Source organism: Candidatus Poriferisodalis sp., from assembly GCF_965205175.1.
Taxonomy (GTDB): domain Bacteria; phylum Actinomycetota; class Acidimicrobiia; order Acidimicrobiales; family Poriferisodalaceae; genus Poriferisodalis.
Window position 1 is genome coordinate 155,034 of record NZ_OZ242038.1, and the last position, 12,413, is coordinate 167,446.

Sequence of the window (12,413 nt, forward strand, 5' to 3'; positions counted from 1 at the left end):
CACTCCGCGATCCCGACGCCAATGCCCTCAACGCCAGCACAAGGAGGCGCCCAATGACCGAAGACCAGACAAGCGGCAGCACACAAGCATCCGCCGACTCCCCGCCGACGCAGGACCCACGGCCCGACGGCTTGCGCAGTGCTCGCAGCCTCGTGGTGGTGAACACCGGCGACGGCAAGGGCAAGTCGTCTGCAGCATTCGGCATGGCGATGCGAGCACGTGCCCGCGAGTGGCCAGTGGCCGTCGTGCAGTTCCTGAAGTCCGACAACTGGGTGACCGGCGAGCAGATGATGGCCGAGCCGCTGGGCATCGATTTCTGGTCGCTGGGCGAGGGCTTCACCTGGGACAGCAAGGACCTCACACGTGACGAAGCCGAGGCTCGAGAAGCGTGGCGCCACGGACAGGAGCTGGTCGCCGCGGGCCAGCATCGGCTCGTGATCTTCGACGAGATCACCTATCCGCTGAACTGGGGCTGGATCGACGCCACCGAGGTCGAGGCCGCATTCCGCGGTCGTCCCGAGCATGTCTCGCTCGTCCTCACCGGGCGTGACGCTCCGGCGTGGATGATCGACCTTGCCGACACTGTCACCGAGATGCGCAAGACCAAGCACGCCTACGACGCCGGCATCCGCGCCAAGAAGGGCATCGACTACTGAAGCTGCGTCGCCAGCGAAAGGACATACGGCCGTCGATGCCGCATCCGCACCGCTTGGCGACGCTCAGCACAGATGAAAGGGCGGACACTTAGTGCTATCACTTGGCCGCTGAGTGAAAAATGCGGACAGATCGCCGGTCAGCTGCGGTGCGCCGGCACCGTCCCGGAGGCACCATGAAGTGACTATGCCCGTGCTGCTGAGACGCACCGGTCTTCACGAACGAACAGCGCGCCGAACTGTCAGACTGCTCTGCGATACAGGCGTACTCGCGGAATGCTGCGAGGCTGAGACGGGGTGGCGAATACTCGAGGCCAGCGATCTGATCGAGTTGGCCGACGATCGCCGAGAACTGCTGACCAGAGCATGGCAGAGGTATCGGGACGGTGTTGCAGACATAGGGCAGAAGTTGCATCAGCCCGAGGCTGTACCCGATGATGTCACATCGCCTCCCAGTTCTTTCCCGTCGACGTCGCCGGAGACCGCCTCATTCGCCAGTTTCGTTGTTCATGCTCCCGGGGCGTCGATGGCGAACAAGGCGAGTGCGCGTTGCGGCCATGTCGGGCCACGAAGCTGCAAGCCTTGCGTGCGACGTGCGGGTCATCCGGGCCGTCACTCCTGCTGACACGCTGATGTCGACCGTGACGCCGGCGCCGTGTCGACGGCGTGCCAGTTCAGCACACCTAGTCTCCGGTGTCATGGAGGTCTGCGGTGCCACCGGAACCGCAGCCGCCGACGGATTGCCGGGCGCAGCCCCGTGAGCGGCTTGAAGGTCTCGTCGCGAGCGCGTATCTCGCCGTTCTTCGTCATGGAAATGATGCGAGCTGCCGCTGGGCGGGAGGCGACGGGCGGCGAAGTTGTCCACATGGAGGTCGGCCAGCCGTCCACGCCTGCGCCTGTGGGCGCGCGTGCCGCGGCCAAGGCGGCGATCGACCACGATGTGCTGGGCTACACGTCCGCGGTAGGCATCGAGCCGTTGCGCGGTCGGCTGGCACAGCACTACGCCGACTGGTACGGCCACCATGTCGAGTCAGCCAACATCGTGGTCACCCAAGGGGCCAGCGGGGGCTTCACGCTAGCGTTCTTGGCCTGCTTCGACGCTGGCGACCGGGTCGCGGTGACCGCGCCGGGCTACCCGTGCTACCGCAACACGCTGGAAGCGCTGGACGTCGAGGTCACCGAAATTTCCGTGACTGCCGACACCGGCTATCGCCTCACTGCCGAGATGCTCGCTGCGGCCGGCGAACTGGACGGGCTTGTCGTGGCCAGCCCCGCCAATCCGACCGGCACCATGCTGAGGCCACAGCAGCTGAGCGACATTGCGCAGTGGTGCCACAGCGCCAGTGTGCGCTTGATTTCCGATGAGATCTACCACGGCATCTCCTACGGAACGCCGGCTGCCACCGCTGCTGCGTCCAGTCCGAGCGCCGTGGTGGTGAACAGCTTCTCGAAGTACTTCTCGATGACCGGATGGCGGTTGGGCTGGCTGCTGCTGCCGCCCGAGCTGGTGGCGCCGGTCGAGCGGCTCGCGCAGAACGCCACCATCGCGCCTGCAACGGTCAGCCAGCACGCAGCGCTCGGCGCCTTCGACAGCCTCGACGAGCTCGACGCGAACGTGGCGCGCTATGTGGAGAACCGCCGCATCCTGCTCAAGGGCTTGGCGGCCGCGGGCATCGACCGCTTCGCCCCTCCCGACGGCGCGTTCTACATCTACGCCAATGTGGACCACCTCACCGACGACAGCGCCGAGCTGGCTGCCGCGTGGCTGGCAGACCTAGGCATCGCCACCACGCCCGGCATCGACTTCGACCCGACCGACGGCCATCGCTACATCCGCTTCTCCTTCGCAGGCAGCAACGACGACATGGAACGTACCGTCGAGCGCCTCACCGCCTGGCAGCACCGGCGCCAAGCATGAAGGACCGCGCTGCCCGTGCTCAACACGCCTGCTGAGCATGTTGCGATGGGCATGTACGCACCCCGTGAAGCCAGCTTGTTCCCGCCGCTGCCTTCCGCAACGTTTGACATTCTCTATGCCGATCCACCTTGGGACTACAAGGGCCAACTGCAACACAATGGTCCAGGCGGGCAAGACAGCGGGGGTGCAGTACGTCACTATCCGACCGTCAGGCTGGGCGACCTCAAGCGACTACAGGTGCGCGATATCGCAGCGAATAACAGCCTGCTGTTCATGTGGGCGACCAACCCGCATCTTGACCAAGCTATTGAACTTGGCAAAGCGTGGGGTTTCGCATGGGCGACAGTTGCGTTCGTGTGGGACAAGCAGCGCATAAGTCCCGGCTTCTACACCATGAGCCAATGTGAGCTGTGCTTAGTCTTCAAGCGTGGACGCATTCCACGGCCGCGCGGAGCGCGCAACGTGAGACAGTTGGTGCAAGAGGAACGGCAGGCGCACTCCGCAAAACCAGACGAAGTACGGCGGCGAATTGACGCCATGTTTCCCGAACAGTCTAAGATTGAACTGTTCGCTCGCTCCTGTACGGAACGAGGCTGGGCCACCTGGGGCTTGGAAGTACATGGCACGTGACCACCTGAGCAAGCGTGATGTACAGTCGCGTGAGGTTATCGACGCGTGATCCGGCGGCTCAGACGACCGCCAGATTGAACCGCAGCTGAGGACAGCTTCGTCCCCGCAGCATCCACCACCCCCTGCCGCACCGCAGCCGTCGCCCCGACAGCCACCACCGCCACATGCGTCTTCATCCCCGCACGGTCCACGGCCGCCCCGGCGGTCACCTCGGACGCTGTGCCGGTAGCGTTTTCGTCATGCGCTTACCCCCCCCCCCCCGAACTTCGCACCCATAAGGAACACGGCGAGGCGGTGCGGACGGCGGCGGATGCTGATCGGCAGCGTCGCGCTCGCAGTGGCGGCCAGCTTGGTGACGGCGCCCGCTGCCGCGTCCGGCCAAGAGACCGGCCTCGACGGCGAAGCGCCTGAGCGCCCGACTGAGGGAAGCCCCGTCGAGCCGCCGCCGACCGGCACCACCACCACGACTAGCGAGCCGCCCGCGGAAGAGACCGAGGAAACTGGCGACCTTTTCATCGCGGTGTCGGCCGGACGGGCCCACTCGTGCGGCCTGCGCACTGACGGCACGGTGACCTGCTGGGGCAACAACAGCAAGAACCGGCTGGCGATCCCGGAGGGCACCTTCCGCACGGTCTCGGCCGGGTACGCCCACTCGTGCGGGGTGCGCACGAGCGGCGTCGTCGTCTGCTGGGGCGACGACCGGTGGGGCCGCGCCGAAGCGCCGCTGGGGACCTTCAGCGCGGTGTCGACCGGGCGGGTCCACTCGTGCGGGGTGCGCACTGACGGCACGGTGACCTGCTGGGGCAACAAGGGCAAGAACCGGCTGGCGGTCCCGGAGGGTGAATACTCTGCAGTGTCGGTTTCCCGCTCTCACTCGTGCGGGCTGCGCACCGACAACACCATCGCCTGCTGGGGCGACAACGACCGTGGCCAAGCCACCCCACCAGTGGGCGAGTTCACCGCAGTGTCCGCCGACTACCGTCACACCTGCGCCTTGCGCACCAGCGGCAGCGTGGTCTGCTGGGGCGACCGCGAGCACGGGTCCAGCGAGTCAACACCGCCGGCGGGCGAGCTCACTGCCGTCTCGGTCGGCTACTGGCACTCGTGCGGCGTGCACACCGACGGCAGCGTGGTCTGCTGGGGCGACCGCGACTACGTCTCCGGCGTCTCTGACGCGTCCGCCGGCCGCTTCAGTACCGTCTCGGTCGGCTACGCACACTCCTGCGGGCTGCGTACCGACGGCACAGTCATCTGCTGGGGCGACAACGAGCACGGCCAGCTCACACCCACACCCCCAACGCCCGCCACCACAACGACAATTCTGCCGACCATCCCCACGACCAGCACGACACCTACGACCACGACCGAGCCACCTCCTTCCACGACCACCACGACACCTACGACGACGACCACTACGACCACGACCGAGCCGAACGCTCCCACAACGACAACAACGACCCAGCCTGTGGCGTTGGCCGACGATCCACCTTCCGTCGATGCTCCCATATCGCTCGACAGCGTCGTGCCCGCTGCCGAAGGCGTGTCGCTCACGTGGACCCGCGGAGTCGCCCGCGAAGACGCTTCTGAGTGCGTTACCTCCAACTACTGGGTGTTCGTCTACGACGACGCAGGCCGGAGGGTCGCTTTCAGGAACATCGACGTGCCTGGGAACAGCGCTGAAGTTGCGGATCTGAACCCAGGCGGGGAGTACGAGCTGGAGATCTATCCCTACTCATCGGCTTGCGGCAGCTATTCGACCACCAACGCATCGACCAAGTTCACCACCAACCCGAGCAACAGCTTCCGCACCGTATCCGCCGCTTGGGATCACACCTGCGGGGTACGCACCGACGGCACCATCGCCTGCTGGGGACGCGACGAATTCGGCGAGGCGTCGCCGCCATCCGGCAAGTTCGTTACGGTGTCCACCGGTAACTGGCACACCTGTGGCGTGCGCATTGATGCAACTCTGGCTTGCTGGGGCGGCAACTCCTACGACACGAGCGCAGCAAAAGCGCCCTCTGGCAAGTTCACCACCGTGTCCGCCGGTTGGTATCACACGTGCGGCGTGCGCACCGACGGCACCGTCGCCTGCTGGGGCCGCGACGATCACCGCGAGTTATCGCACCCGGCTGGCAAGTTCATTACCGTGTCCGCCGGAGCCGTTCACACTTGTGGTTTGCGCACCGACAAGACCATAACCTGCTGGGGTTACAAGCACCATGGCTCCGGCTCCGCAAGAGCCCCTTCGGGAACGTTGAGCAGCGAATCCTCCGACGGTCGCCGCTTCCGTCATCACGCGAGACCTCAAGATGCGCCAGGCCGCAGGTTCGCGGCCGCGCAAGATGTGCCAGATGGCAAGTTCACTGCAGTGTCCGCCGGCTACCACCACACCTGTGGGCTGCGCACCGACAAAACTGTCGTATGCTGGGGCTACTACATTGACAAGCGAGCCGATGCACCCCCGGGCCACTTCACTGCCTTGTCCGGTGGGTATGACCACACATGCGGTGTGCGCACCGACGGCACCATCACTTGCTGGGGCAACGATCAAGGTGCAGCCGCAGGCACATTCAGCGCGGTGTCGGCGGGGACCTATCACACCTGCGGCGTGCGCACCGACGGCATAGCCATCTGCTGGGGTGAGAAAGGCTACGGTCGGTCAGATGTGCCGTCCAGTGAGTTCGCCGCAGTATCCGCCGGCCGGAACCACGCCTGCGTGCTGCGCTCCGACAGCACGGTCACCTGCTGGGGCCGCGACAAGAGCGGCAGCCCGACAGCAGCAGCACCTTCGGGCCAGTTCAGCACCGTGTCTGCCGGCAATGATTTCACTTGTGGAGTACGCATCGACGGCACCATCACCTGCTGGGGAAGCAACAGCTACGGCCAAGCAACCCCACCGGCGGGCAAGTTCCGCACCGTGTCCGCGGGTTGGCATCACACCTGCGGCGTGCGCACCGATGCCACCATCACCTGCTGGGGAAGCAACAGCTACGGCCAAGCAACCCCACCGGCGGGCAAGTTCCGCACCGTGTCCGCGGGTTGGCATCACACCTGCGGCGTGCGCACCGATGCCACCATCACCTGCTGGGGAAGCAACAGCTACGGCCAAGCAACCCCACCGGCGGGCAAGTTCAGCACCGTGTCTGCTGGTGCTTATTTCACCTGTGCATTGTACGACAACAGCGGCTCCATGATCTGCTGGGGCTCGGGTTACACACGGAACCGTCCGTGGCGAGTGTGGGGGGTCGGCTTCACCAACCTTTCCGTCGGCAGTGGGCATTGGTGCGCAGTAAGAGGCGACGGCGGCAGGGTCATCTGCATGGGCTTCGGTAGCCCCAGCCAGACAATCCCGCCAGCGGGTACGTTCACTGCCGTGTCCGCCGGAACTCATCACACCTGCGGATTACGCACCAACGGCAGCGTCACATGCTGGGGACGACACCTCGGCCCGCATCAACCCATCGGCTGAACGGCCTTCTGCGGACTCGGCCCGCCTCGCTCAGGCGGGGGCGGTGCGGGATTCGGCCCAGGTTTTGCCGGACATGACGTCGACGTCGTGCGGCAGGCCTAGCACGCGTTCGGCGATGATGTTTCGCTGCACTTCTGCGGTGCCGCCGCCGATGGTGAGCGCCGGGCTGAACAGGTAACCGCCGTGCCAACCGTTCCAGCCCTCCACCACGGCTTGCGTCTTCGGGAACTGCGGCGAGGTGCCGAGCGGACCGGAGTCTGCCAGCAGGCCATGGGCACCGGCGAGGTCTTTCGCCAAGCTCATCACGTGCTGGCCGTGATCGTCGGCCAACGCCTTGCGCACGCTGGCCTCGGGACCCGGCTGGCGACCGTGCAGCCTGGCGCTCAGCGTCCTCAACCGGATGAGGCGCAGCACTTCTCCCTCGATGTGCAGCCGCGCAGCACGGTCGCGCAGCACCGGATCGGCCACGCCGCCCGCGCCGCGAACCACGTCGAGCAGATCGACGGCACTGGGTCCGCTGCCCCACAACGCGCCCTCGCCTGACAGCGACACCCGCTCGTTGCCGAGCGTGATCTTGGCCAGCCGCCAGCCGTCGTTCTCCTCGCCGATGCGATTGGCAACCGGCAGCTCCACGTCGGTGAAGAACGTCTGGTTGAACGAGTACGCGGTGGTCATGTCGATAATCGGACGCAGCTCGAGGCCGGGCGAGTCCATCGGACAGATGAAGTAGGAGACGCCACGATGCTTGGGCACGTCGGGATCGGTGCGTGCAATGAGGATGCCGAACGCGCTGCGGTGTGCGCCGGAGGACCAGATCTTCGAACCGTTCACGATGTAGCGGTCGCCGTCGCGCACGGCCCGGGTGGCCAGATTCGCGAGGTCTGAGCCGCTGTCGGGCTCAGAGAACAGCTGGCACCACACTTCCTGGCCGGTGAGAATCGGCCACAGGTAGCGCTCCTTTTGCGCATCGGTTCCGGCGTAGAGGATGGTGGGACCCGCCCAGCCCAAGCCGATGCCGCCCGCGAGCCGCTTCACACCCGCTGCGGCCAGCTCCTCGTCGATGAGCAACTGCGTGATCGGATCGGCGTCGAGACCGTAGGGCTTCGGCCAGTGAGGTGCCACGTAGCCGGCATGTGCGAGGGCCTCCTGGCTGGGCTTGCCGTCGTGTTCGTCCAGCCAGTCGCGCACGGCAACTCGGCGCGGGTCTGAGGCGTCGGGCCAGTCGAAGTCCATGCGCCGACCCTAGTGAGGCGCCTCAGTGTGCAGAGGCGTCGCGGACGGCTCAGGCAGCGACAGCAGACCGGATGGCCGACGCCACAGCCCGCGCCCCGAGCGTCGCTACCAAGTCCAGCTGAGTCGTCACCTCGCCGGTGGCCAGCAGGAAAAGTGCGTCGCCGTCGAAGTTCGTGTGGGGAGGCTCGACGGCACGGGCGATGCCGGTGTGGGACAAGTCGGCCGCACGGCACGCCTCTGGCTTGGTCAGCGTCGCGTTGGTGACCAGACAGCCGATGGTCGTGTTGGTTCGCTCGCTGCACTGCTGCGTATTGCCGCGGCGCTGCTGCTCGTCGTTGCTGCGCCCGCCGAAGCCCGGTATCGCGTCGATCGCCGCGTAGGGATAGCGCTGGGCGCTGCGCGGCGCGCTGCAGCCGGCGAGCACCGTTCCGTCCGCAGCGATGACGTCACCCAGCGCGTTCACCGCTACCACGGCGCCGACGACGACATCGCCGGAGCGTTCGACCGCAGTGCCCATTCCGCCGGGAACGGCAAAGTCGGGGCCGGCGACCTTGCCGATCGTGCAGCCCCGCCCGACGCCGACCCTGCCGGTAGGCAGCTCGTCAGCGCTCGCAGCTTCGCACGCCGCCCAGCCGGCCTCGGCGGTCGGCCGGCGGCTGTGCGGCGAAGCGATGTCGTAGACCACCGCAGCGCCCACCACGGGAACGATGCTGCCGCGGATGTCTAGCCCGCGACCGGCCTGTGCGCACCACCGCACCACGCCGTCAGCCGCGGCCAAGCCGAAGACGCTGTTGCCGCACAGCACCACGCCGTGGCATTCGACACCTGCACCGGTCGAGCTCAGCGCGGCGGCTTCCCGCGTGCCCGGCGCACCGCCCCGCACGGCAACGGCGCCCAGCGTGCCCGGCGGCGGCAGCACCACGGTCACGCCGGTGCCGGCTTCGTCGTCGGTCCACGAGCCGGCCAACACCGACGGCAACCCCAACGCCATGGCTCAGTCCGGTCCGGCGCGTGACGACCCGGCGGCTACCCCTCGGGCTGGGCGCCTCCGCCTGAGGCGGTCCCGGCGCGGTCGCGGAACATCTCGCCCATGGCTGCCACGGCGCCCAGCACGCCGCTGGTGTCCAGCGGCAGGAAGATCTTGGTGGCCTGGCCGTTCGCGACGCCTTGCAGCGCTTCGAGGTACTTGATGGCGATGAGGTCGTCGGTGGGGTCGCCGTTGTGGATCGCCGCAAACACCCGCTCGATCGCCTGACCTTCGCCCTCGGCGACCGTGAGCTTCTGGTACTTGTCGGCATCGGCCACGCGCTTGATGGCTTCGGCCTCGCCCTCGGCTCGCAGGATTTGCGACTGCTTCACACCCTCTGCCTGCAAGATCGCGGCGCGCTTCTCACCCTCGGCCTCGGTCACCACAGCGCGCCGGTCCCGCTCGGCCTTCATCTGGCGGTGCATCGCCTGGGTCACGTCGGGCGGCGGCTCGATCCGCTGAATCTCCACACGGACGACGCGAGTGCCCCACTTGTCGGTCGCGTCGTCGAGAATCTGCCGCAGCTTGGAGTTGATCACCTCGCGCGACACCAGCGCATCGTCGAGCTGGAGGTCGCCGATCACGTTGCGCAGGTTGGTCTGAGCCAGCTTGGTCACCGCAATGATGAAGTTCCCGACGGCGTACTTCAGCTTCACCGGGTCGGTGGGCTCGTAGTAGATGACGGCGTCCACCGTGACCGCCACGTTGTCCTTGGTGATGACCTCCTGCGGCGGCACGTCCACCACCTGCTCGCGCATGTCCACCTTCAGAATGCGTTGTACGAACGGGATCACGAAGCGCAGGCCCGGTTCGACCGTGTTGCGGTACTTGCCCAGCGACTCCACGAGACCCTGTTCGTAGGGACGCACGATGCGCAGACCCTTGGCAGCGATCACGAAGATCGCCAGCGCGATGATTGCCAGGAGAATCACTCCGGGGCTGACGTTGTCCATCACTGGCTCCTTGGCGGCGTGGTCTCGCCGGTCTGGTCGCTGCCGGCTGCTGATCGACCAGCGCCGGTTTCGCTGCTGCTCGCGGTGCTCTCGCCATCCTGGTCGTGGGCACGGGGGCCGGGAACTTGCGGCGCTGCCGCCGGCGGGTCCGCGGCCGTGGCGTCACGACGCTGGTAGTCGTCGGGGGGCGGCTCGACGAATTCGACCCGCAGCTTCGTGCCGGCCAGAGCGACGACGCGCACCAGCGAGCCCTCGTCAATCCGTTCCGTGTCGCACACGGCACGCCATTCGTCGGACTCCACCCGCACTCGGCCGGTGTTGTTCACGGTGTCGATGACCTCAACGGCCCGCGCATGCATGCCGATGTAGCGATTCGCGCCGACGGGAAGGTCGTCTGGACGGTCCTGGTTCCCCATGAACCGTCGCAGCACCAGCATGGAAACAGCGGTGCCGCCGAAGAAGAGCAGCCACTGGACAGCGCCGTGGAGGTCCAGCCACGCCGCAGCCGCGGCCAACGCCGCACCGATCCCGAACGGCAGCAGAAAGAACCCAGCGGTGAAGATCTCCCCGAGACCCATCAGCATCGCCGCCGCGACCCAGACCCAACGCCACAGTTCGTTCTCCACACGAACCTCCGCGTGCATGCTCAGACCCGGTCCGGGTCGGTAGCGGTGCTAGTCGGTACTAGTGCAAGTCAGCACCAGCACAAGTATGCCTGCCCCGACGAGCCGGCTGCTGCCTCAGCGGCGCTGGCAGCCCTCATCGGCGTTGACAGCGCGGGCACCACGTGCTGGAACGCTGGTCCAGCACTCGGCGACGCAGCTCGGCACCGCATCGCGCGCACGGTTCGCCGGCGCGGCCGTAGCAGACGAAGTAGTGCTGATTGGCCCCTGCGCCTTCGAGGCTGTAGTAGTCGCGCAGCGTGCTGCCGCCCCGCTCGATACTGGCGACGAGCACCTCGCGCAGCGCACAGAGCAAGCGTGCGGCCCGCGGCTTCGAGACTGCCCGGGCCGACGGGTTGATGCGCGCCAGGAACAGCGCCTCATCGGCATAGATGTTGCCGATGCCGGCGACCAGTCGCTGGTTCAGCAGCTGCGTCTTGATGCGCTGGCTAGATCGTCTGCTCGCCTGCCAGAACGTGTCCGCGTCCAAGCGCGAGTCCAGCGGCTCAGGACCCATCGCAGCCAGCGTGGGCAGCTCCCGGTAGTCGCCTCGATCGCACACGGCGATGCGCCCGAACCGACGCACGTCACTGAAGCAGAGCACCTCGTGGTCGTCGAGGCGCCACCACGCGCGCACGTACGGGCCGGCAGCGTGGACCGCGGCCGCTGCCATGACCTCAGCAGCTGATGCGTCCATCGGGCGCGACACCTGCGAGTGCGACGTCCGCGGGCCAGGAGGCGGCGCTTCGTTGCAGGGCACCTCGTCCGCCTGCGCGAAGCACAGCCGCCCGGTCATGCCGAGATGCACGATCAAGTCTCGTCCGCAGTTCAGCTCGGCTATCAGGTACTTGCCACGTCGCCGCAACGCCGTGATCTCGCTGCCGATCGCATCGGCTGCGGCGGCGAACTTGTGCGAAGGGTGTGCCCATGCCTCGGTGATCCGATGCCCGACGAGCGGCTCGGTCAGCTGACGGCGGACAACTTCGACTTCGGGCAGCTCAGGCAACGGGGCGGCGCCGCATCTGGCCTAACGGAACACGGGCGGGCGCTTCTCCAGGAACGCCGCTACGGCTTCGCGGTGATCGCTGGAGGCGCGGGCAAGGTTCAGCGCCTCCAGCTCGCGCCGCTGGACGGCGCGCAGGTCGGTGTCGGAGCCGTTCTCGGTCAAGAGCTGCTTGGTCAGCTGCAGCATCGTGGGCGGGTTCTCCGCATAGCTGCGCGCCCGCTCCAGCGCCGCTTCCAGCACATCGCCGTCGGTCACCTCGTCGACGAGGCCGATGGCGCCTGCCTCGGCGCCGGTGACGATCCGGCCCGACAATGCAAGGTCCGACGCGGCGCCCCAGCCGCAGCGCTGGACCAGCAGGTGCGACGACGCCAGCTCCGGCGTCACGCCCATCTTCACGAAGCGGCACGACAGCTTCGCCTCGCTGTGGGCGACCAGGAAGTCCATCGAGAGCACGAGTGTGAGGCCGACGCCGATGGAGGCGCCGTTGATGGCGGCCACGATGGGCTTGGAACGGCGCAAGAGGCTGACCCAGTCGTCCGCGGCGGCATCGTCGCTCGCTGCTGTCCGCCCCACGCTGTCGGCGGATGCGTCGGCGGCGTCGATGCGAGCTGCGAAGACCTCGCTGATGTCGGCGCCGGCGCAGAATCCGCGTCCCGCGCCGGTGACCACGAACGCCCCGATCGACGGATCGTCATTGCCGGCCTTCAGCGCGTGTGTCAGCTCTGCGTGCATGCGCGGCGTCCACGCATTCAGCTTCTCGGGCCGGTTCAGCGTCAACGCGCGAACCTCTTCGTGGTCGGCCACCGTGATCTGCTCGTAGTCGGACCCGCTCATGTGGCTGCTCATGTCGTTGCTCCCC

The 12,413-nt window shown here is 67.1% G+C and carries 10 protein-coding genes; 4 read left to right on the plus strand and 6 right to left on the minus strand.

The features are described 5' to 3' along the window. Positions 1–53: 53 nt before the first annotated feature. The 4 genes from cobO (at position 54) to ACOGI4_RS00715 (ending at position 6,673) form a co-directional block, all read left to right on the plus strand. A complete protein-coding gene (cobO, locus tag ACOGI4_RS00700; protein ID WP_419842039.1) occupies positions 54–656 on the plus strand; it encodes a cob(I)yrinic acid a,c-diamide adenosyltransferase in 603 nt (200 codons plus the stop codon). 754 nt (positions 657–1,410) lie between these two features. After that, positions 1,411–2,571 carry a pyridoxal phosphate-dependent aminotransferase gene (locus ACOGI4_RS00705; RefSeq protein ID WP_419842040.1) on the plus strand — a complete coding sequence of 387 codons (1,161 nt, stop codon included), beginning with the start codon at positions 1,411–1,413 and terminating at the stop codon, positions 2,569–2,571. A 45-nt stretch (positions 2,572–2,616) separates the two neighbouring features. Beyond that, a complete protein-coding gene (locus ACOGI4_RS00710) occupies positions 2,617–3,201 on the plus strand; it encodes an MT-A70 family methyltransferase (RefSeq protein WP_419842041.1) in 585 nt (194 codons plus the stop codon). Between the two features lie 310 nt (positions 3,202–3,511). Next, a complete protein-coding gene (locus ACOGI4_RS00715) occupies positions 3,512–6,673 on the plus strand; it encodes a hypothetical protein (protein ID WP_419842042.1) in 3,162 nt (1,053 codons plus the stop codon). 30 nt (positions 6,674–6,703) lie between these two features. On the opposite strand, the gene ACOGI4_RS00720 is transcribed toward ACOGI4_RS00715, so the two are convergent. The 6 genes from ACOGI4_RS00720 to ACOGI4_RS00745 form a co-directional block, all read right to left on the minus strand. After that, a complete protein-coding gene (locus tag ACOGI4_RS00720; protein ID WP_419842043.1) occupies positions 6,704–7,906 on the minus strand; it encodes an acyl-CoA dehydrogenase family protein in 1,203 nt (400 codons plus the stop codon). 49 nt (positions 7,907–7,955) lie between these two features. Further along, positions 7,956–8,897, minus strand: a complete 942-nt coding sequence (locus ACOGI4_RS00725) for a P1 family peptidase (RefSeq protein WP_419842044.1) — start codon at positions 8,895–8,897, stop codon at positions 7,956–7,958. A 35-nt stretch (positions 8,898–8,932) separates the two neighbouring features. Beyond that, positions 8,933–9,886 carry an SPFH domain-containing protein gene (locus tag ACOGI4_RS00730; protein ID WP_419842045.1) on the minus strand — a complete coding sequence of 318 codons (954 nt, stop codon included), beginning with the start codon at positions 9,884–9,886 and terminating at the stop codon, positions 8,933–8,935. Next, entirely contained in the window at positions 9,886–10,512 is a 627-nt protein-coding gene (locus tag ACOGI4_RS00735) for an NfeD family protein (protein WP_419842046.1), read from the minus strand. The genes ACOGI4_RS00730 and ACOGI4_RS00735 overlap by 1 nt, the downstream gene beginning before the upstream one ends. A 133-nt stretch (positions 10,513–10,645) precedes the next feature. After that, positions 10,646–11,554 carry a bifunctional DNA-formamidopyrimidine glycosylase/DNA-(apurinic or apyrimidinic site) lyase gene (mutM, locus tag ACOGI4_RS00740; RefSeq protein ID WP_419842047.1) on the minus strand — a complete coding sequence of 303 codons (909 nt, stop codon included), beginning with the start codon at positions 11,552–11,554 and terminating at the stop codon, positions 10,646–10,648. Positions 11,555–11,575: 21 nt separating this feature from the next. Further along, on the minus strand, positions 11,576–12,400 hold the full coding sequence (locus ACOGI4_RS00745) for an enoyl-CoA hydratase/isomerase family protein (RefSeq protein ID WP_419842048.1): 825 nt from the start codon (positions 12,398–12,400) through the stop codon (positions 11,576–11,578). Between the last annotated feature and the right edge of the window lie 13 nt (positions 12,401–12,413).